Annotated in this window: 17 protein-coding genes and 1 rRNA gene; 8 read left to right on the top strand and 10 right to left on the bottom strand. The window is 45.3% G+C overall.

Translation table 11 applies throughout. The annotated features are described in order from the left end of the window. Nucleotides 1-154: 154 nt before the first annotated feature. The 10 genes from ACRC6Q_RS00090 to rpmH form a co-directional block, all read right to left on the bottom strand. Nucleotides 155-988: a ParB/RepB/Spo0J family partition protein gene (locus ACRC6Q_RS00090; protein WP_298831665.1), complete on the bottom strand. Its 834-nt coding sequence runs from the start codon at nucleotides 986-988 to the stop codon at nucleotides 155-157. Beyond that, nucleotides 981-1,742 carry a ParA family protein gene (locus ACRC6Q_RS00085; protein WP_006830554.1) on the bottom strand — a complete coding sequence of 254 codons (762 nt, stop codon included), beginning with the start codon at nucleotides 1,740-1,742 and terminating at the stop codon, nucleotides 981-983. The genes ACRC6Q_RS00090 and ACRC6Q_RS00085 overlap by 8 nt, the downstream gene beginning before the upstream one ends. Before the next feature lie 155 nt (nucleotides 1,743-1,897). Beyond that, a complete protein-coding gene (gene noc, locus ACRC6Q_RS00080; RefSeq protein ID WP_431465451.1) occupies nucleotides 1,898-2,764 on the bottom strand; it encodes a nucleoid occlusion protein in 867 nt (288 codons plus the stop codon). 88 nt (nucleotides 2,765-2,852) lie between these two features. Continuing rightward, complete coding sequence (gene rsmG, locus ACRC6Q_RS00075) at nucleotides 2,853-3,566, bottom strand: 16S rRNA (guanine(527)-N(7))-methyltransferase RsmG (RefSeq protein ID WP_223643332.1); 714 nt, start codon at nucleotides 3,564-3,566, stop codon at nucleotides 2,853-2,855. Between the two features lie 94 nt (nucleotides 3,567-3,660). Next, on the bottom strand, nucleotides 3,661-5,550 hold the full coding sequence (mnmG, locus tag ACRC6Q_RS00070) for a tRNA uridine-5-carboxymethylaminomethyl(34) synthesis enzyme MnmG (RefSeq protein WP_223643330.1): 1,890 nt from the start codon (nucleotides 5,548-5,550) through the stop codon (nucleotides 3,661-3,663). A gap of 22 nt (nucleotides 5,551-5,572) precedes the next feature. Beyond that, nucleotides 5,573-6,958: a tRNA uridine-5-carboxymethylaminomethyl(34) synthesis GTPase MnmE gene (gene mnmE / locus ACRC6Q_RS00065; RefSeq protein WP_223643328.1), complete on the bottom strand. Its 1,386-nt coding sequence runs from the start codon at nucleotides 6,956-6,958 to the stop codon at nucleotides 5,573-5,575. 268 nt (nucleotides 6,959-7,226) lie between these two features. Beyond that, nucleotides 7,227-7,967: an RNA-binding cell elongation regulator Jag/EloR gene (gene jag, locus ACRC6Q_RS00060; RefSeq protein WP_223643326.1), complete on the bottom strand. Its 741-nt coding sequence runs from the start codon at nucleotides 7,965-7,967 to the stop codon at nucleotides 7,227-7,229. Next, nucleotides 7,964-8,743 carry a membrane protein insertase YidC gene (yidC, locus tag ACRC6Q_RS00055; RefSeq protein ID WP_223643324.1) on the bottom strand — a complete coding sequence of 260 codons (780 nt, stop codon included), beginning with the start codon at nucleotides 8,741-8,743 and terminating at the stop codon, nucleotides 7,964-7,966. Before yidC ends, jag begins: the two co-directional genes overlap by 4 nt. A gap of 60 nt (nucleotides 8,744-8,803) precedes the next feature. Next, on the bottom strand, nucleotides 8,804-9,145 hold the full coding sequence (gene rnpA, locus ACRC6Q_RS00050; RefSeq protein WP_223643321.1) for a ribonuclease P protein component: 342 nt from the start codon (nucleotides 9,143-9,145) through the stop codon (nucleotides 8,804-8,806). An 81-nt stretch (nucleotides 9,146-9,226) separates the two neighbouring features. After that, complete coding sequence (gene rpmH, locus ACRC6Q_RS00045; RefSeq protein ID WP_038705267.1) at nucleotides 9,227-9,364, bottom strand: 50S ribosomal protein L34; 138 nt, start codon at nucleotides 9,362-9,364, stop codon at nucleotides 9,227-9,229. Nucleotides 9,365-9,854: 490 nt separating this feature from the next. Between rpmH and dnaA the strand changes: the two genes are divergently transcribed. From dnaA to ACRC6Q_RS00005, 8 genes are all read left to right on the top strand, one after another. Beyond that, nucleotides 9,855-11,198, top strand: a complete 1,344-nt coding sequence (dnaA, locus tag ACRC6Q_RS00040; protein WP_223643319.1) for a chromosomal replication initiator protein DnaA — start codon at nucleotides 9,855-9,857, stop codon at nucleotides 11,196-11,198. Between the two features lie 173 nt (nucleotides 11,199-11,371). Then, the gene (gene dnaN / locus ACRC6Q_RS00035) at nucleotides 11,372-12,508 is read left to right on the top strand and encodes a DNA polymerase III subunit beta (RefSeq protein ID WP_223643316.1); all 1,137 of its coding nucleotides are present in this window, start codon (nucleotides 11,372-11,374) and stop codon (nucleotides 12,506-12,508) included. A gap of 106 nt (nucleotides 12,509-12,614) precedes the next feature. Then, nucleotides 12,615-12,854 (top strand): S4 domain-containing protein YaaA, encoded by a 240-nt coding sequence (gene yaaA, locus ACRC6Q_RS00030; protein ID WP_263298735.1) that lies wholly within the window; start codon nucleotides 12,615-12,617, stop codon nucleotides 12,852-12,854. Further along, entirely contained in the window at nucleotides 12,844-13,956 is a 1,113-nt protein-coding gene (gene recF, locus ACRC6Q_RS00025) for a DNA replication/repair protein RecF (protein WP_223643314.1), read from the top strand. The genes yaaA and recF overlap by 11 nt, the downstream gene beginning before the upstream one ends. A gap of 6 nt (nucleotides 13,957-13,962) precedes the next feature. Next, on the top strand, nucleotides 13,963-14,172 hold the full coding sequence (locus tag ACRC6Q_RS00020; RefSeq protein WP_223643313.1) for a hypothetical protein: 210 nt from the start codon (nucleotides 13,963-13,965) through the stop codon (nucleotides 14,170-14,172). 49 nt (nucleotides 14,173-14,221) lie between these two features. Continuing rightward, nucleotides 14,222-16,150: a DNA topoisomerase (ATP-hydrolyzing) subunit B gene (gene gyrB, locus ACRC6Q_RS00015; RefSeq protein WP_394121107.1), complete on the top strand. Its 1,929-nt coding sequence runs from the start codon at nucleotides 14,222-14,224 to the stop codon at nucleotides 16,148-16,150. A gap of 30 nt (nucleotides 16,151-16,180) precedes the next feature. Next, nucleotides 16,181-18,763, top strand: a complete 2,583-nt coding sequence (gene gyrA / locus ACRC6Q_RS00010; RefSeq protein WP_431465450.1) for a DNA gyrase subunit A — start codon at nucleotides 16,181-16,183, stop codon at nucleotides 18,761-18,763. A gap of 821 nt (nucleotides 18,764-19,584) precedes the next feature. Further along, nucleotides 19,585-21,135: ribosomal RNA gene (locus tag ACRC6Q_RS00005) — 16S ribosomal RNA — on the top strand. Nucleotides 21,136-21,205: the final 70 nt, after the last annotated feature.

Here is a 21,205-nt window from a genome sequence, read left to right as displayed (position 1 = left end):
CTCCTCTCTCACATTGCACTTCGTTTACGGAAAATTTCTCTTCTCCCTCTTTTGAAAGAGAATTCAACGTTTTCTTCGAGCGCTTTTTAAATCCTTTATTATTTCACTTCTCAAAAACAGAACCTATTTCCCTTTTCCGGGAAATAGGCACTCGTCAGCTTAGCAACTCTAAAATCCGTTCCAAATCGTCTTCTGAGAAAAACTCAATTTCTATCTTCCCTTTGTTCTTGTTTTTCTTGATTTGAACTTTCGTGCCAAAACGATCTCGGAGTTCCGATTGTTTTTCTTCTATAAAAAGATCTTTCTTTTTCTCGATTGTTTCACGTGGAACATCTTCATTTAAACGCTGCACCAAATTCTCTAGCTGGCGGACATTCAAATTTTCCTTAACCACTTTTTCCGCTGTTTCAGGAATAAGCTTTTTGCTTCTTAAACCTAATAGCGTCCGCCCATGTCCCATAGACAATTGCTTATCGGAAATGAGTGTACGTACATTTTCAGGCAATGCCAACAAACGCACATGGTTGGCGATATGAGGCCGACTTTTCCCTAAACGGAAAGCAAGTTGCTCTTGCGTCAAATTCAGGGCTTCCATTAGTTTCTGGTAAGCTTCCGCTTCTTCAATCGGGGTTAAATCTTCCCGTTGAAGGTTTTCTAATATAGCAAGTTCCATCATCTGTTGGTCTGTCAGTTCTTTAATGATGGCCGGAACCTCTTTTAATTTGATCAATTTAGCAGCACGGAAACGGCGTTCGCCAACGACTAGTTCGTATTTTTCGCCTTTTTTTCTTACAACAATCGGTTGTAAAATTCCGTGTTCTTTAATGGATTCCGCCAATTCTTCCAAAGCTGCCTGGTCGAAAATTTTACGTGGCTGGTATGGGTTTGCTCCAATTTTGCCGACGCTTATCTGGTTTACTTTATCCGCTTCGTTGATTGTTTCGCCCGGAAACAACGCGTTAATGCCTTTTCCCAATCCTTTAGCCATTATGAATCACTTCCTTCGCCAATTCTAAATACACTTCTGCGCCTCTGGATTTTGGATCATAAATGATAATTGGCTCTCCATGGCTTGGTGCTTCGCTCAATCTCACATTTCTTGGAATGATTGTTTTATAGACTTTGTCCTGGAAGTACTTTTTCACTTCTTCAATAACTTGAATCCCCAAATTAGTCCGAGCATCCAGCATGGTCAACAACACACCATCAATCATTAAATCATGATTTAAATGCTTTTGCACTAAGCGAATAGTACTTAATAATTGGCTTAGTCCTTCTAACGCATAGTATTCACATTGCACTGGAATAATGATGGCATCCGAAGCTGTCAATGAATTTAAGGTCAACAACCCCAAAGACGGTGGACAATCAATGATTATGTAATCGTACATATCTTTGACTTCTTCCAGAGCATTTTTCAGGCGGGCTTCTCTCGAAATGGTGGAAACCAATTCAATTTCAGCTCCTGCCAGGGAAATTGTTGCAGGGACCACATGCAAATTTTCTACTTTTGTTTCCATGATCGTGCTTTTAACATCCACATCATCAATCAAAACTTCGTAGATGCATTGATCGACATCCCCTTTGTTTACCCCCACTCCACTGGTGGCATTTCCTTGAGGATCGATATCTATTAACAGAACTTTTTTGCCTAAATAAGCAAGGCAGGCACTTAAGTTCACTGAAGACGTTGTTTTTCCTACGCCGCCCTTTTGATTGGCGATCGCAATAGTTCTACCCACACTTGCACCAACTTTCTTTGATACTCTCTTCATTTTACTGCGGAACCGTTGTTTTAGCTATTCTATTAGGCTTCCGTTTTCTTATTGTATCAAAATTTTTCAACAATACGATGGCAAAGCCATTAAAAAAACTCTTTCCATACGGAAAGAGCGCTTCATGATTTCTTTTTCGGAATTTTTACAGTGATTTGATAATATTCTTCATGTTCTTCTTCCTCAGCAGTCAAATCAATTCCGCTTTTAGAAACCATGTTCAATGATTCTTTAATGGTGTTCATCGCAATCCGCATGTCCCGGCTGACCGCTTTTCTACGCGCTTTCGACTTTTTCGGTTCGGCCGTCAGCAATTTACTCACTTTCATTTCCAATTGCTTTACATTTAATTTTTCTTCAACGGTTTCATCGAACAGCTTTTTCTGCTGGTCTGCATTTTTCACCTTTAAAAGGGCTCTGGCATGCCGTTCCGTTAACAACCTGTTCAGTAATGCGGTCTGAATTTCTTCCGGAAGTTTCAACAGCCGCAGCTTATTGGCCACTGTGGACTGTCCTTTGCCAAGACGCTGCGCCAATGCTTCCTGCGTAATCTCTTGGATCTCCAATAGATTTTGATAGGCATGCGCCTCTTCTATAGAAGTAAGTTCTTCGCGCTGAAGATTTTCGATTAACGCAATAGAAGCCGTTTCTTTGTCGCTCAAGTTCCGGATGATTGCCGGAACTTCTGTCCAATCAAGTGATTTCATGGCACGGAAACGACGTTCTCCCGCAATGATTTCGTATTCGCCTTCATTTTCGGATTTTCTGACCACAATCGGTTGAATCACTCCATGGACATGGATGGTCCTGGCTAATTCTTCAATTTTCTCTTGATCAAAAACCGTTCTAGGCTGATATTTATTGGCATGTATTTTGTCGAGCGGCAATTTCATGACTTCTTCTGAAGTCTTGTGTTCAGCCGCTTCTTTCTTCGCTGTCTCATTTGCTTTATCGCCGCCTCCGAAGAAACGTGAAAAAGGACTTTTCATCCTCAAGCACCACCTTTTACAAGCTCACTTAGCTGCTGAATCTTTATCACTCATATTCCCTTGGCAGTAAAATGTTCCACGTGAAACATTAAGAGATTGGCGACTTGTTTGGAACTCCAGCTTTCCGCGGGTATTTCTTTGGTGTTTCTTTGAACTTTTTAAAGACTTGGATATAGCGTTCGCTTTCTTCCATCGGCAACAGGAATGAATGGACAGCTTCCAGCTTAACACCCAGCTTTTGCAAAGCTTTTTCTGCATCATCCAACTCATCGGCTGCAGATGCAGCTTTCATGGCTGCAAAAACTCCGCCTTTTTTAACAAGAGGGACACATAATTCCGCCAGGACTGACAAACGGGCTACGGCACGTGCGGTCACTAAGTCATAGCTTTCACGGTGAATGGACTGACCAAAATCTTCTGCCCTCGAGTGGACGAACTGTACTTTTGTAAGTCCAAGTTCCCCGCTCAAATGCTCCAGAAACTGAATGCGTTTGTTCAAGGAATCCACAATCGTAATTTCGATATGGGGAAAACAGATTTTAAGTGGGATACTGGGGAATCCTGCACCGGCACCGACGTCACAAAGCTTCATTGATTTTGTAAAGTCCAAATAAAACGCTGCAGTAATGGAGTCATAGAAGTGTTTTAAGTAAACAGCTGGTTGCTCTGTGATTGCTGTAAGGTTCATTTTTTCATTCCATTCGACCAATTCCTTGTAGTAGATCCGGAACTGCTCCAGCTGATCATTGGTCAAGAGGATCCCTTTTTCACTGAGGGCATCTTTAAACTGTTGTTCATTCAAACTGGCTTCCTCCCTCTTTTATGGTTTTCTATGTAAAAGATAAATGGACTGGTGTGAGCCAGCCCATTTTGTTGTCTAGCTTATGCCTTTAAGATCAAACTGATATTTTCGCAATCTTTCCTTGTTCAATATACACCAATAAGATGGATATGTCAGCCGGATTTACGCCGGAGATGCGGGAAGCCTGTGCAATGGACAACGGACGAACTTCTGCAAGTTTGCCGCGGGCTTCAGTCGCAATTCCTGAAATCGCATGGTAATCGATATTTTCGGGAATTTTTTTGTTTTCCATTTTTTTAAGTTTATCGACTTGCTGCAATGATTTTTCGATATAGCCTTCATATTTGATATGAATTTCAACTTGCTCTTTTACTTCATCTTCAAGGTCCACGAGCGAAGCTGTCAGCTGGGAAATCATATCGTAGTTCATTTCAGGGCGTTTCAGCAGATCCGCTCCACGAATGCCGTCCTTCAATTCACTGCCCCCTGCATCACGGATCACCTGCTGGGTAAGTTCATTCGGCTTGATCATAATGCTTCTCAAGCGTTTGATTTCTTCTTCAATGCGGTCTTTTTTCGCAAGGAACTTCTCATAGCGCTCTTCCTTGATCATACCGATTGCATAAGCCAATTCCGTTAAACGCATATCTGCATTGTCGTGGCGCAGCAATAACCGGTATTCTGCACGGGAAGTCAACAGACGATAAGGTTCATTCGTCCCTTTTGTCACCAAATCATCGATCAGTACGCCGATATACGCATCCGAACGGCTCAGAATGACTTCTTCTTTGCCAAGCACTTTCGCGGCTGCGTTGATACCGGCCATCAGTCCCTGGCCGGCTGCTTCTTCGTAACCGGAAGTTCCGTTGATCTGCCCTGCCGTATACAGATTTTCTATCTGTTTCGACTCCAGTGTCGGCCATAATTGCGTCGGTACGATGGCATCGTATTCGATGGCATAACCTGCACGCATCATTTCAGCCTTCTCAAGCCCTGGAATCGATTCCAGAAGCTTCCGCTGCACATGTTCAGGCAAACTGGTTGAAAGGCCTTGTACGTAAACCTCACGCGTATTACGGCCTTCCGGCTCCAGGAAGATCTGGTGGCGTGGCTTATCATTGAAACGGACAACTTTGTCTTCGATCGACGGACAATAGCGCGGTCCGGTCCCTTTGATCATGCCGGAATACATCGGGGACAAGTGCAGATTATCATCAATTATCTGATGCGTTTTTTCGTTTGTGTAAGTGAGCCAGCATGGCAGCTGGTCGGTGATGTATTCAGTGGTTTCATGGCCGAACGCGCGCGGCACATCGTCGCCGGGCTGAATTTCGGTTTTGCTGTAGTCAATGCTGTTGCTGTTGACACGCGGCGGTGTCCCGGTTTTAAAACGAACCGTTTCAAAACCGAGCTTTTCCAGATTTTCAGCCAATTTGATGGACGGCTGCTGGTTATTCGGCCCGCTTGAATAGCGCAGATCCCCTATGATGACTTCACCGCGCAGGAATGTCCCGGTTGTGATGACCACTGAGTTTGCACGGTAAATGCCCCCTACTTGTGTGAGCAATCCTTGAATTTTGCCGTCTTCGACAACTAATTCTTCAGCTATTCCTTGATGCAAGGTTAAATTCGGTTCCTCCTCCATCAGGCGTTTCATTTCCTGCTGATAGAGCACTTTGTCGGCTTGCGCACGCAATGCGCGTACTGCCGGTCCTTTAGCTGTATTCAACATTCTCATTTGAATGTGTGTTTTATCGATAACGCGTCCCATGGCTCCGCCAAGTGCGTCAATTTCACGTACAACGATGCCTTTCGCTGGCCCACCGATGGATGGGTTGCATGGCATGAATGCGATCATATCCAGATTCATCGTCAAAACAAGCGTTTTAGCGCCCATCCGTGCCGATGCAAGAGCAGCTTCCGCTCCTGCATGTCCGGCTCCTACGACGATGACATCGAACGTGCCTGCTTCGTATTGTGGCATGTTCGTTCATTCCCTTCGAGTTTTATTTCCCTAGACAGAACTGCGAGAATAATTGGTTCAGGAGGCCATCATCTGCGGTATCCCCAATAATTTCACCAAGAATCTCCCAAGTTCGGGTGACGTCAATTTGAATCATATCTACGGGAACTTCCATTTCCGCAGCTCCAATGGCATCTGAAATGGTTTGGTGTGCCTGATGCAACAAGGCGATATGGCGCACATTGGATACATAGGTCATGTCCCCTGCTTCGATCTCTCCCTGGAAAAACAGGTCAGCAATGGCTTCTTCAAGCTGATCGATGCCTTCTTCTTCGATTAAAGAAGTCGTCACCAGCAATTTATCGCCTGCCAGTTTCTGCACTTGCTCCAGGTCGATTTTCTGAGGCAAATCGGTTTTATTGATAACGACAATATAGTCCATATCCTTGACGGCCTCAAACAAAAGCTCATCTTCCGGAGTGAGTGCCTCTGCATAATTCAGGACATAAAGAATCAAATCGGCTTCCTTCAGTACTTTTCGTGAACGTTCAACACCGATCCGCTCGACAATATCTTCTGTTTCCCGAATTCCCGCGGTATCGACCAAACGCAGCGGAACACCGCGGACATTTACGTATTCTTCTATTATATCACGGGTCGTCCCCGCTATTTCTGTAACAATGGCTTTATTTTCCTGAACAAGGCTGTTCAATAGAGAAGATTTACCGACATTGGGGCGCCCCAAAATAACGGTAGAAAGCCCTTCTCTCAAGATTTTCCCTTGTGAGGATGTCTGAAGCAATTTATCGATTTCCGAACGGACCCATTTTGATTTTTCCAGCATGATCGGACGTGTCATTTCCTCCACGTCGTCATATTCCGGATAGTCGATATTGACTTCCATCTGGGCTATCGATTCCAGCAATGCCTGGCGCAGCGTGCCAATCAGCTTTGACAGCCGCCCTTCCATCTGATTGAGTGCGACATCCATGGCACGGTCCGTCTTCGCGCGAATGAGGTCCATGACCGCTTCTGCCTGGGACAGATCGATGCGGCCGTTCAAAAATGCCCGTTTGGTGAACTCGCCAGGCTCTGCAAGTCTTGCTCCTGCACGCAATGCCAATTCCAATACCCGGTTGACTGAAACAATTCCGCCGTGGCAATTGATTTCAATGACGTCTTCACGCGTAAATGTTTTGGGCGCTTTCATGAGCGATACCATTACTTCCTCTACGACTTCCCCTGTCGCCGGATCTTCGAGATGTCCGTAATGGATGGTATGGGTCGTTTGGGCAGCCAGCGCCTTGTTGCTGGGAGCCCGGAATAGTTTGTCCGCAATGGCGACAGCTTCCGGACCGCTCAATCGGACGATTGCGATTGCCCCTTCTCCGCTCGGTGTCGATATGGCAGCAATTGTGTCGAAATCCATGATGTTCCCTCCTCTTAAGAAAAGCGGCAACGCTGCCCTGTGGATAACAAACAAAGCAACGCAGCAGCCAAAATGCTACAATATATGTTCATAACTTTATTTTCTGCTTTAAAAAAGTTGTCCACATGTGGACAACCAGTAAATGCACATGGCTTTCTAACATACTACATTAGCATAAAGCGCTTGAAATCAAAAGACACAGCACTTCATTTTGATAAATTCCGTCAATTCGGCATAAAAAAAGCCCGCCGAAATGGCGGGCTTCAACTTATTTATGCGGTTCAATCACGAGATAACGGTTGGGATCTTTCCCCTCCGAATACGTATCGATGTCCAAACGCCTTGATAAGGCTTGGTGAATGACTTTTCGTTCGTAAGACGGCATCGGTTCGAATTGCACACGTCCACCTGTCCGAATCGCTTTGTCCGCCATCCGATCCGCCAATTGCTCCAGCGTCTCCTGGCGGCGTTCCCGGTAATTCTCAGCGTCCAATTGAACCATCATAAACTGGTTTGAATATTTATTGGCCACAAGTTGAGCCAATTGCTGAAGGGAATTCAAGGTTTGTCCCCGTTTGCCGATCAGCATGGCTACTTTCTCGCTTTCCAGATAAAAATTCACTTTTTTACCGCGTTGTTCATGTGTAATCGACAAATCTTCAATTTTCATGCCTTCAGCAATTGATTGAATGTAATTTTTTGTCTCTTGGATCGCCTGTTCATTGGAAACAGCAGGAATTTCTTCCTCTTGTCCCTCTTTTTCAGGCAGAATTTCGGACTTTTCCGGAACTTCAACAATATTTTCTGCTGTTTTTTCTGTTTCAGGAAGAGAGGTTTTTTCAATTACAGTGATTTCAACTTCTGCTTTTTTGGCACCAAAGCCGAAAAAACCCTTTTTCTCTTCCTGAATTACTTTAATGTCTACTTCTTCACGTGTAACTTGGAGTTTTTCTAATGCTTCAGATATCGCGTTTTCAACAGTTAGACCCGTTTGCGTAATCTGTTTCACTTTTTAACCCCTCCTGCTTTCGTTTTAACAGGTTGCTGTACTTCTTTTTTCTCCCATGGACGATAGATGACCAGGTTTTGGATAAGTGAAATGATATTCCCGATAACCCAATAGAGCGTCAACGCAGACGGTAAAACAATACCGAATCCAATGATCATAACCGGCATGAAATACATCATGATCTTCATTTGCGGATTGTCCATTGCTGGTCCAGTCCGCAATACGACGAACTGCATCAAACCGGCGATAACCGCTAAAATGATGCTTGGTTCTGCCAGCGGAAAAATAAGAAATGCGCCCAAATCGATTTCAGGTGTGCTGTTCATACGGCTGATTGCGTGATAAAACCCGATCAACACCGGCATTTGAATCAAAACCGGCAAACAACCTGCCATCGGATTGACGCCTTTTTCCTGGAACAACGCCATCATTTCTTTTTGGTATTTCTGTTGCGTGACAGCATCTTTCGACTTGTATTTTTCTTTCAGTTTAACAAGTTCAGGCTGTACTTCCTGCATACGTTTTGAACTTTTCGTCTGCTTGACCATCAATGGCAGCATCACCAATCGGATGATGATCGTAACAGCGATAATCCCGAAACCGTAAGTTCCCAGTATGTCTTTGAAGTATGTGATGGCTGACACCAATGGCCAAACGATAAACTTATTCCAAAACCCTTCACTCTGGTCACTGATCGGCTGATCAAACTCTGTACAGCCCGCAAGCAGCAATGTCACTGCAATCAGTGAAATAAGTAAAACTAATTTCTTATTCACCCTTCTTCCCCCAAACTAATTTCAATTACTTCTATAATAACATCTATTCTTTATGGCCTTCTACTTCTTCGGCAATGCACGTGCAATTTTCAAAACATGTTCAAGGCTTTTCTTGCTTTCGTGAAAATCCAAAGTGGCCGCCTGTGGTCGGGCGATGATAATGTAATCCGCATTCGGCAATAAATCATCTTTCAATTCCAAGAAAGTTTGGCGGATATAACGTTTAATGCGGTTGCGTGCTACTGCATTTCCTACTTTTTTGCTGACGGATAACCCCAGGCGGAATTCGGGCTGCTCATTTTTCATTACATAAACGATGAACTGCCGGTTCGCAAAGGACTTTCCTTTTTTAAATATCTGCTGAAACTCTTTGTTCTTCTTGATCCGTTGGTGCTTGTTCATTCATTCACCTGCTTATTTTAATGCTTCTCTGCTGAAAATGCTGCAGAAAAGAAAAAAAGACCACTGATGCGGTCAGTGGACTTAAGCTGATAATACTTTTCTTCCTTTACGACGGCGTGCAGCTATTATTCTGCGTCCGTTTTTTGTGCTCATACGTGCTCTGAAGCCGTGTACTTTGCTGTGTTTGCGTGTATTTGGTTGGTATGTGCGCAATGTCATATGTGACACCTCCTATAATAAGAGTCAACTATTTTTCTAAAGACAGTCTCGACTATTATAAGGGCGCACGGGTATAAATGTCAATATCTTATTGTAAAACCTCTCTCGATCTCCTTCTTTTCCTCTTCTCGAGTTATGCACAATTCCTTTTCTTATCCCTGCGTGACCTGTGTATTGTTTTTTTCCGAAAAATAATTATCCACAAGCCTTATCTACAGTTTTTTAACATACAAACCCCTTGTGGATAGTTCCTGTGTGAACAAAAAAAGATGTGTGGATAACTCAAAGAACTTCTTGTATTGTCTATTCTTTTTTGGTAACATTAACTTGTTTTCACTTGTTAATAGTTTTTACCCTAAATAAGTTATCCACAAATTGTGGGTAAGGTGTGGACAGTTATTCACCAGCCTGTTTATGAATGTTATCCACAAGCTGTGATTTTGTGTATGATATACTATAAAATATCGTTATATATAAAGGAGAAGAGCTATTGGAACACTTAGACGAACTTTGGTCGAGTGTCTTAGCACAAGTTGAAACTAAAATCTCCAAACCAAGTTTTGAAACGTGGTTAAAATCGACAAAACTTCTATCCTACCAGGATGATACAGTCACCATTTCAGCGCCGAATTCCTTTGCCCGCGATTGGTTGGAAAACCATTATGTGCACTTGATTACTGGGATCTTATCAGATTCCACCGGTGATGATATGATGATCAAATTTGTTGTGCCCAAAGATCAGGATATGGATGATTTTCAACTCCCTGCGCCTCGCATTAAACCGGGGCAAGACCAGCAGCAAGAGTTTTTGCCTGGCATGCTGAATCCTAAATACACTTTCGACACATTTGTAATTGGTTCAGGCAACCGCTTCGCCCATGCCGCCTCTTTGGCCGTGGCCGAAGCGCCAGCAAAAGCATATAACCCGCTGTTTATCTATGGGGGAGTAGGACTTGGCAAGACACATCTAATGCATGCAATCGGACATTACGTCCTCGAACACAATCCGAACGCCAAAGTGGTTTACTTGTCTTCGGAGAAATTTACAAACGAATTCATCAACTCGATCCGCGACAATAAAACGGGTGAATTTCGCGACAAATACAGGGGTGTCGACATCCTCCTGATCGATGATATTCAATTTTTGGCAGGTAAAGAGCAGACACAGGAAGAGTTCTTCCATACATTCAACACGCTCCATGAAGAATCCAAACAGATCATCATTTCCAGTGACCGGCCTCCAAAAGAGATTCCGACATTGGAAGATCGCCTCCGCTCCCGCTTTGAATGGGGCCTGATTACGGATATTACACCTCCTGATCTGGAAACCCGGATTGCGATTCTACGCAAAAAAGCAAAAGCGGATGGACTGGATATCCCGAATGACGTCATGACCTATATTGCCAATTCCATCGATTCGAATATCCGTGAACTTGAAGGGGCATTGATCCGCGTTGTGGCTTATTCCTCTTTGATTAACCGTGATATGAGCGCCGAACTGGCTGCAGAAGCTTTAAAAGACATCATGCCGAATTCCAAACCAAAGGTCATTACGATCTTGGACATCCAAAACGCAGTCGGCGACCAATTCAATGTCAAATTGGAAGATTTTAAAACAAAACGCCGCACCAAGGATATTGCTTATCCGCGCCAAGTAGCGATGTACCTGTCACGTGAAATGACCGATTTCTCTTTGCCTAAAATTGGCGAAGAGTTTGGTGGACGTGATCATACGACCGTTATTCACGCGCACGACAAGATTTCCAAAATGCTGAAAGACAATCAGCAGCTCCAGCAGGACGTCAAGGACATCAAAAGTGCGCTTGGCAAGTAAAATCGGCTGTGGATAACCCAATAAATAAGCAAGCAGTTTATGCACAGACTGTCTACATGTGGATAAGCTGCTTTTATTGACTTCAAAGGGCTTATCCACATATTCACAGCCCCTACTACTACTATTACTTTAAAAGCCTTTAAATAAAATATATATATAAGCGAGGTTCGAGAATGAAATTCGAGATAAAGCGTGAGCGATTAGTTGAAGGATTAAACGATGTAATGAAAGCAGTAAGTTCAAAAACGACGATTCCGATCTTAACGGGAATTAAAATGGATGTTTCTTCTGATGGGATGAGATTAACGGGAAGTGATTCTGATATCACGATCCAGACATTCATTCCTGCTGAAGAAGATGGGGAACAGATCATCCAGGTAACAGATGGAGGAAGTATTGTTCTTCAAGCAAAAGTATTTGGAGAGATCATCCGTAAATTGCCGACTAACGAAGTCGAAATTGAAATCACAGGGAATTTCCAGACCCATATCCGGTCAGGGAAGTCCGAATTCCATTTAATCGGTTTAGATGCAATGGATTATCCACAATTGCCGGATATTCAGGACGATCGTTTGTTTACGATTCCTGCAGATCTATTGAAGACCATCAACCGTGAAACTGTTTTTGCTGTATCAAGTTCTGAAACACGCCCTGTATTAACAGGCGTCCACTGGGAGGTAAAAGATGGGGAGCTGGTTTGTGTTGCAACTGACAGCCACCGTTTAGCACGCCGTAAAACCAAATTGGAAACTTTGCCGGAAGGGGAATACAGCGTTGTAATTCCTGGGAAAAGCCTGACCGAATTGAACAAGATCCTGGATGATACGTCTGAAGCGGTTGAAATTGTCATGACCAACCAGCAGGTTTTATTCAAATCCAAGCACATTCTTTTCTTTTCCCGTCTATTAGAAGGCAACTATCCGGATACAAGCCGACTCATCCCTGCAGAATACAAGACAACGGTGACCGTAAACGGCCGCTCACTTCTTCAGGCAATTGACCGAGCATCTCTATTGGCTAGAGAAGAACGCAATAACGTGGTGCGTTTTTCAGCGAATGCCGGCAACGAAGTCGAAGTTTCTTCCAACTCACCGGAAGTCGGGAAAGTGGAAGAGCAGCTTCAGGCACAAAGCATCGAAGGCGAAGAGCTGAAAATCTCTTTCAGTGCCAAATTTATGATGGATGCGTTAAAAGCGATCGACGGGCAAGATGTCGTCATCCAGTTTACTGGGGCGATGCGTCCATTCATCTTGAAATCAGCATTGGATGATTCGATCTTGCAGCTGATTCTTCCTGTCCGAACATATTAAATTTAAAACAGACCCTCAGGATAGCCATATAGGCTATCCTTTTTACTTTTTAGCTAAAATAGGGTAAAATAGAGGGATAGACTATGAATCGAAGGATGAGTGCATTTTGAGAGAAATCGGGATTGAGACTGAATATATAACACTTGGGCAATTGTTGAAGATGACGGATACAATAAGTTCAGGCGGAATGGCCAAGTGGTTTTTGGGTGAGCATGAAGTTTTCGTAAATGGTGAGGCTGAAAACCGCAGAGGCCGCAAGCTGCGTCCAAATGATCTCGTAAATATTCCAGGGTTTGGAGATTTTCGTATCGTGACGGCTGAAGGCATGAGCTTCGATGCGGATTGACCGCCTTGAGCTTGTCAATTATCGGAACTACGAATCGCTAGAATTGAATTTTTCTCCAGAGATCAACGTCTTTATAGGAGAAAATGCACAAGGCAAGACCAATGTCATGGAATCTCTGTATGTTTTATCCATGGCGAAATCGCATCGCACTTCGAATGACAAGGAATTGATACGCTGGGAAGCTGAATATGGTAAAATAAAAGCTGATGTTTACCGTAAATACGGCAAACTGCCCCTTGAAATCACCTTGTCAAAAAAAGGGAAGAAAGCAAAAGTCAATCATTTGGAGCAACGCAGGCTGAGTGATTATATTGGCCAATTGAATGTCGTCATGTTTGCCCCGGAAGACTTGCACCTTGTCAAAGGGAGTCCACAAGTGCGCAGACGTTTCATCGATATGGAAATTGGGCAGATCTCTCCGGTTTATCTGCATGATTTGGTCACTTATCAAAAACTCCTCAAACAAAGAAATCATATATTGAAGCAACATTATGGGAAACAAACAATCAACGACGTCATGTTCGATGTCTACACAGAACAATTCATCGAATCGGCTGTCAAAATCATCCGCAAGCGGTATCAGTTCATGGAACTTTTGCAAAAATGGGCAGAACCGATCCATCACGGCATTTCCCGGGGGCTGGAACAACTTCAAATCCGCTATCAACCGATCAGCGGTTTAAAGCCTGAATGGACGCCTGAAGAAATGGCGTCTTTTTTAGAGCAGAAACTGATGGAAGTGCGCAAACGTGAGATTGATCGCGGAGTGACCCTTGTCGGTCCGCACCGCGACGAACTGCAATTTTTCGTCAATGGCTATGACGTGCAGACCTATGGTTCGCAAGGACAGCAGCGCACTACGGCACTGTCATTGAAATTAGCCGAAATTGAGCTGATCAAACAGGAAGTCGGAGAAGCACCAGTATTGTTGCTGGACGACGTACTTTCCGAATTGGATGATTACAGGCAGTCCCATCTACTAAATACGATTAAAGGATCCGTGCAAACCTTTGTCACGACGACAAGTGTTGAAGGCATCCAGCATGAAACGATTCAAAGTGCCCGTCTTTTTGAGGTTTCCGAAGGGACAGTCAAGGAGTGAAGATGTGTGTATATCCAGATTGGAGCAGCACAAATTCTCCCAATAGCCGACATTATAGCCGTCATTCAATATGAAAATAAGATGCCGGCTGCTTTTGTGCGGCTGCTTGTTCCTGTGGAATCCGTAAAATCTTTAGTGGTGACCGAAGATTTCATCTACGGTTCCCCTTATCGGACACAGGCGATCATGAAAAAAATAGAAGAAAATAGATTGTGAATATGCAGGGTCGAAGTAAGAAATGCGTAAGAAAGAGCAGGTGAATGGAATGGCTATGGAAGAAAAAGGTCTACAGGAATCGTATGAAGCTAGTCAGATTCAAGTGTTGGAAGGATTGGAAGCCGTTCGTAAAAGACCAGGGATGTATATTGGTTCTACGGGTTCAAGAGGGCTTCATCATTTGGTTTGGGAAATCGTCGATAATAGTATAGATGAAGCATTGGCCGGTCATTGCACTGAGATTCAAGTAACAATTGAACCGGACAACTGGATTCGTGTGGAAGACAACGGACGCGGAATTCCGGTCGGCATGCAGGAGAAGATGGGGCGTCCGGCAGTTGAAGTCATTATGACGGTACTGCACGCAGGCGGTAAATTCGGCGGCGGCGGCTATAAAGTATCCGGCGGCCTTCATGGGGTAGGCGCTTCTGTAGTGAATGCTTTGTCTGAAACGACAGAAGTATTTGTAAACCGTGATGACAAACGACATTACATCAAATTTGAGCGCGGAGCGGTAACAGAAGATCTGCGTGTAATCGGAGATTCAGAAAATACGGGGACGACAATCCGTTTTAAAGCCGATGCAGAAATCTTTACGGAAACTACGGTCTACGAATTTGACCTCCTGGATCATCGTCTGCGTGAACTTGCTTATTTGAACCGCGGTTTGAGAATTATTGCAAGAGATGAGCGCGAAGGCGAAGAAAAAGAGAAAGTCTATCATTTCGAAGGCGGCATCAAGTCGTATGTTGAACACCTGAATAAAACCAAAGATCCCCTTCATGAAGAAGCGATCTTTGTTGAAGCTGAAAGAGAAGGCATCACCGTTGAAGTAGCGATGCAGTACAATGCGGGCTACGCAGCAAATATCTTCTCATTCGCCAATAACATCAATACCCACGAAGGCGGAACGCATGAATCCGGCTTTAAGACCGCTTTGACCCGTGTCATTAATGACTATGGCCGGAAAAATGGCATGTTGAAAGAACAGGATCTTAACTTGACCGGAGACGATGTGCGAGAAGGTCTGACTGCAATCATTTCCGTCAAGCATCCGGATCCTCAATTTGAAGGCCAAACAAAAACCAAATTAGGCAATACGGAAGTCAGCACCATCGTCAATAATTTATTCTCTGGCGGATTTGAGCGATTCTTATTGGAGAATCCTTCCGTTTCGCGAAAAATCGTTGAAAAAGGAATTATGGCTTCCCATGCGCGGATGGCTGCTAAAAAAGCCCGTGAGTTCACGCGCCGCAAGTCCGTTCTTGAAGTCTCCAGCCTTCCGGGTAAACTGGCAGATTGTTCATCACGTGATCCGAAAGTGAGTGAAATTTATATCGTTGAGGGTGACTCAGCCGGTGGTTCTGCAAAATCAGGCCGTGATCGTCATTTCCAGGCTATTTTGCCGCTTCGAGGGAAAATCCTGAACGTTGAAAAAGCCCGTCTTGACCGGATCCTCACCAACGCTGAAATCCGCAATATCATTACAGCACTGGGCACAGGGATCGGCGAAGAATTCAATCTGGAAAAAGCACGCTACCATAAAGTCGTCATCATGACCGATGCCGATGTTGATGGTGCCCATATCCGCACTTTGCTGTTGACGTTCTTCTTCCGTTACATGCGCCCATTGCTTGAAGCAGGCTATATTTATATTGCCCAGCCGCCATTGTTCCAGATCAAACAAGGCAAGCACGTGGATTATGTTTATACAGATCAACAATTAAAAGATGCACTTGAAAAACTATCTCCGACACCGAAACCGAATATTCAGCGGTATAAAGGGCTTGGAGAGATGAACGCTACACAGCTATGGGACACGACAATGGATCCGGATGTGCGGACATTGCTCCAGGTTACATTAAACGATGCGATGGTGGCGGATGAAACTTTCCATATTCTAATGGGGGACGACGTCGAACCACGCCGTAACTTTATCGAAGAAAATGCGAAATACGTTAAAAATCTGGACGTTTAAGTGATATAGAGTTGAGAGGAGGCTGCGGGTATGGCTGAACGGCCTAGCAGTGGTGTTGAAGAAATAAATATAAGTACGGAAATGCGGACTTCGTTTTTGGATTACGCAATGAGCGTTATCGTATCCCGTGCCTTACCGGATGTGCGTGATGGATTAAAACCTGTCCATCGCCGTATTCTTTATGCAATGTACGATTTAGGGATTACTGCAGACAAAGGCTATAAAAAATCAGCGCGTATTGTCGGAGATGTTATTGGTAAATACCATCCCCACGGCGATACAGCGGTTTATGAAACCATGGTCCGCATGGCACAGGATTTCAGCTACCGCTATATGCTGGTGGATGGACACGGAAACTTCGGATCTGTTGATGGCGATTCTGCTGCTGCAATGCGGTACACTGAATCTAAAATGTCGAAGATTTCCATGGAATTACTCCGTGATTTGAATAAAAACACAATTGATTATCGAGACAACTACGATGGCCAGGAAAAAGAGCCGGTTGTTTTGCCGAGCCGTTTCCCGAATTTATTGGTAAACGGAACTTCAGGCATCGCAGTCGGTATGGCCACTAATATTCCCCCTCATCACCTGGGTGAAACCATTGATGCTGTTTTGGCATTGGCTGAAAACCCGGCAATCACTACTGAAGAGCTGATGGAATTCATCCCGGGACCTGATTTCCCGACTGGCGGCATCATTCTTGGCCGCAGCGGCATTCGCCGTGCTTATGAAACGGGTAAAGGTTCGATTATGGTCCGTTCGGTAGTCGATATCGAAACAAAAGCCAACGGTAAAGAAGTCATTATCGTCAACGAAATCCCTTATCAGGTAAACAAAGCCCGATTGATTGAAAAGATCGCCGAGCTTGTTCGTGATAAGCGGATCGACGGCATCACGGATCTTCGGGATGAGTCTGACCGCAACGGCATGCGTATCGTCATTGAAGTACGCAGAGATGCGAGTGCAAGTGTGTTATTGAATAATTTATACAAACAAACCGCAATGCAAACAAGCTTCGGCATCAATATGCTGGCACTAGTAGACGGCCATCCAAAAGTTCTTGGTTTAAAAGAAATCCTGTTCCATTACCTGGAGCACCAAAAAGTAGTGATTCGCCGCCGTACGCAATTCGAACTGACCAAAGCAGAAGACCGCGCACATATTCTGGAAGGCTTGCGTATTGCATTGGATCATATCGATGCCATTATCGCCTTGATCCGTGGATCACAGACTGCTGAACAGGCACGCAATGGCTTGATGACCGATTTTAATCTGTCTGAACGCCAATCCCAAGCGATTTTAGATATGCGTCTGCAGCGCTTGACTGGTTTGGAGCGGGATAAGATCGAGGAAGAATATCTAGGTCTGGTGATATTGATTGACGACCTTAGAGAGATTCTGGCGAATGAATACCGCATCCTTGAAATTATTCAGGAAGAAATGCTTGAAATCAAAGAGCGATTCAGCGATAAACGGAGAACGGAAATTACGACCGGCGGAGCGGAAATGTTTGAAGATGAAGATCTGATTCCAGTGGAAGCATCTGTATTGACGCTTACACATAATGGCTATATCAAACGTTTGCCGGCCAATACCTACCGCAGCCAAAAACGCGGCGGGCGCGGAGTGCAGGGGATGGGCACCAACGAAGACGATTTCGTAGAACATTTACTGTACACATCCACTCACGACACAATTCTGTTCTTCACCAACAAAGGAAAAGTCTACCGTAAAAAAGGGTATCAGATTCCTGAATACGGCCGGACTGCCAAAGGCTTGCCGCTGGTCAACCTGTTGGAGATCAGCAAGGAGGAGAAAGTGACAGCTGTTATACGCGTCGACGAATTCAAGGAAGATGCTTTCTTCTTCTTTACGACACGCGAAGGCATCAGCAAACGGACGCCTGTGACGAACTACGCCAACATCCGCCAAAACGGTTTGATTGCCATCAGCCTTCGCGAAGAAGACGAACTGATTTCAGTTAAGTTGACAGACGGCAGTAAGGAAATGGTCATCGGCACACGAAACGGTGCATTGATCCGATTCCCTGAAACGGATATTCGCAGCATGGGCCGAACAGCCAGTGGAGTCCGAGGCATCCGTCTTCGTGATGGAGATGCAGTGGTTGGCATGGAGATTTTGGATCCTAACGACAATGTATTGGTCATCACGGAAAAAGGATACGGCAAACAGACGAAAGAATCCGAATACCGGGTTCAATCGCGTGGCGGTATGGGAATCAAGACCTGCCAGATCACCGACAAGAACGGACCGCTTGTTGCTGTTAGAACGATTAACGGAACAGAAGACATCATGCTGATCACCGTCAACGGAATTTTGATCCGCATGGACGTCAATGATATTTCAACAACAGGCAGAAGCACACAAGGCGTTCGTTTGATTCGTCTCGGTGACGATGAAATCGTGGCTACTGTGGCTAAAGTCAAGAAAGATATCGACATCCCTGAAGAGTTGGAAGAACTTGAAGAAGATGTTGAAAAGAAATTGATCGAAGAAAGCGCTGAAGCAGATGTCTATGAAGAAGAAGATGTCGTGGCTGACGAGAAGATTGATGATATAGAAGAAACTCCAGAAGAAGACGAAGAATAAGAACGAACTTGCAGCTCGCTGATAAATATTCAGCGGGCTTTTTTATGGAGAAATTTCAGCAGAGACTTGTGCGGCTTCGAAGAATTACGAGGACACTAGAGAAGTTGGAGACTGTTGTTTGGTTGTGGGACTGGGGAATTTCTTGCGGAGTTTTCTTTGGTGCGATCTCTTGTCTACCATAAATACAAAATCGGATATTCATTATATAGAAGGTTATCTCTTGGAGCCTGGATACATTTCTGTCTTGACGGGAAGATGCGCGTCGTCTTTCGGCACCTCTACTTATTTTCTTCGTCTTCAACAAAAACGTGAAGCTTAGCTTAGACCTTTTTGCATTTGCTAGGCTCCGCACGGCAGTCTTCAGAATCTGCGAAGCCTGCTCCTGGCCCACCAGTGTCTCAGACTATAAAGCTTACTTGGAAATCGCACAATCTTTTTTGCAGTTAGTTTATTGTGCCTTTGCAAGGGTTTCTTTAATGCCTCAATGTGGCTTGGGAAGTAAATAAGGTTCGATTAGACCAGTTGTTTCATATAGAAGTTTTGGACATTCTTCATTAACAATAAAAGCATTTCTTATATACTTGAAGTTTTTTTGCATAAAGTGTTGACTCTCATATAGTAAACATGGTATATTAATTGAGTCGCCAATGAGCGCGACAAACAACTTGAACCTTGAAAACTGAACAGCAAAACGTCAACAAACAGCAACGGCCGCGCAAAACGGCCCGCGCACTTTACTGATCAGCGTTATGCAGATCAAAGCGAACCGTGCGTCTTCGGACGGCGGTACGCCAGCAAGTATTTGAGCAATCAACTACTCTATAATGGAGAGTTTGATCCTGGCTCAGGACGAACGCTGGCGGCGTGCCTAATACATGCAAGTCGAGCGGAACCGGTGGAGCTTGCTCCATTCGGTTCAGCGGCGGACGGGTGAGTAACACGTGGGCAACCTGCCCTGCAGATCGGGATAACTCCGGGAAACCGGTGCTAATACCGAATAGTTTGCGGCCTCTCCTGAGGCTGCACGGAAAGACGGTTTCGGCTGTCACTGCAGGATGGGCCCGCGGCGCATTAGCTAGTTGGTGGGGTAATGGCCCACCAAGGCGACGATGCGTAGCCGACCTGAGAGGGTGATCGGCCACACTGGGACTGAGACACGGCCCAGACTCCTACGGGAGGCAGCAGTAGGGAATCTTCCGCAATGGACGAAAGTCTGACGGAGCAACGCCGCGTGAGTGACGAAGGTTTTCGGATCGTAAAACTCTGTTGTGAGGGAAGAACACGTGCCAATTAACTACTGGCACTTTGACGGTACCTCACCAGAAAGCCACGGCTAACTACGTGCCAGCAGCCGCGGTAATACGTAGGTGGCAAGCGTTGTCCGGAATTATTGGGCGTAAAGCGCGCGCAGGCGGTCCTTTAAGTCTGATGTGAAAGCCCACGGCTCAACCGTGGAGGGTCATTGGAAACTGGAGGACTTGAGTGCAGAAGAGGAAAGTGGAATTCCATGTGTAGCGGTGAAATGCGTAGAGATGTGGAGGAACACCAGTGGCGAAGGCGACTTTCTGGTCTGTAACTGACGCTGAGGCGCGAAAGCGTGGGGAGCAAACAGGATTAGATACCCTGGTAGTCCACGCCGTAAACGATGAGTGCTAAGTGTTAGGGGGTTTCCGCCCCTTAGTGCTGCAGCTAACGCATTAAGCACTCCGCCTGGGGAGTACGGCCGCAAGGCTGAAACTCAAAGGAATTGACGGGGGCCCGCACAAGCGGTGGAGCATGTGGTTTAATTCGAAGCAACGCGAAGAACCTTACCAGGTCTTGACATCCCGCTGCCCGGTGTAGAGATACGCCTTTCCCTTCGGGGACAGCGGTGACAGGTGGTGCATGGTTGTCGTCAGCTCGTGTCGTGAGATGTTGGGTTAAGTCCCGCAACGAGCGCAACCCTTGATCTTAGTTGCCAGCATTCAGTTGGGCACTCTAAGGTGACTGCCGGTGACAAACCGGAGGAAGGTGGGGATGACGTCAAATCATCATGCCCCTTATGACCTGGGCTACACACGTGCTACAATGGACGGTACAAAGGGCTGCCAACCCGCGAGGGGGAGCCAATCCCAGAAAACCGTTCTCAGTTCGGATTGCAGGCTGCAACTCGCCTGCATGAAGCCGGAATCGCTAGTAATCGTGGATCAGCATGCCACGGTGAATACGTTCCCGGGCCTTGTACACACCGCCCGTCACACCACGAGAGTTTGTAACACCCGAAGTCGGTGAGGTAACCCTTGTGGAGCCAGCCGCCGAAGGTGGGACGGATGATTGGGGTGAAGTCGTAACAAGGTAGCCGTATCGGAAGGTGCGGCTGGATCACCTCCTTTCTAAGGATGAATTCGGAACCGGGTTTCCCGGGGTTGACGTTTTGCGTTCAGTTTTGAAGGTTCACCTTCA

The organism is Planococcus sp. SE5232 (assembly GCF_050686535.1).
In the GTDB taxonomy this organism is placed as follows: Bacteria; Bacillota; Bacilli; order Bacillales_A; family Planococcaceae; genus Planococcus.
The sequence above is the reverse complement of the archived record's forward strand: the minus strand, read 5'-3'. Positions and strand labels throughout refer to the sequence as shown.

Excerpts from the sequence above, each read along its gene's own strand:
- gyrB (WP_394121107.1), top strand. The coding sequence starts at position 14,222 with ATGGCTATGGAAGAAAAAGGTCTACAGGAATCGTATGAAGCTAGTCAG.
- mnmG (WP_223643330.1), bottom strand. The coding sequence starts at position 5,550 with ATGCCACAATACGAAGCAGGCACGTTCGATGTCATCGTCGTAGGAGCC.
- noc (WP_431465451.1), bottom strand. The coding sequence starts at position 2,764 with ATGAAAAGTCCTTTTTCACGTTTCTTCGGAGGCGGCGATAAAGCAAAT.
- mnmE (WP_223643328.1), bottom strand. The coding sequence starts at position 6,958 with ATGGATTTCGACACAATTGCTGCCATATCGACACCGAGCGGAGAAGGG.
- rpmH (WP_038705267.1), bottom strand. The coding sequence starts at position 9,364 with ATGACATTGCGCACATACCAACCAAATACACGCAAACACAGCAAAGTA.
- dnaN (WP_223643316.1), top strand. The coding sequence starts at position 11,372 with ATGAAATTCGAGATAAAGCGTGAGCGATTAGTTGAAGGATTAAACGAT.
- recF (WP_223643314.1), top strand. The coding sequence starts at position 12,844 with ATGCGGATTGACCGCCTTGAGCTTGTCAATTATCGGAACTACGAATCG.
- ACRC6Q_RS00090 (WP_298831665.1), bottom strand. The coding sequence starts at position 988 with ATGGCTAAAGGATTGGGAAAAGGCATTAACGCGTTGTTTCCGGGCGAA.
- gyrA (WP_431465450.1), top strand. The coding sequence starts at position 16,181 with ATGGCTGAACGGCCTAGCAGTGGTGTTGAAGAAATAAATATAAGTACG.
- rnpA (WP_223643321.1), bottom strand. The coding sequence starts at position 9,145 with ATGAACAAGCACCAACGGATCAAGAAGAACAAAGAGTTTCAGCAGATA.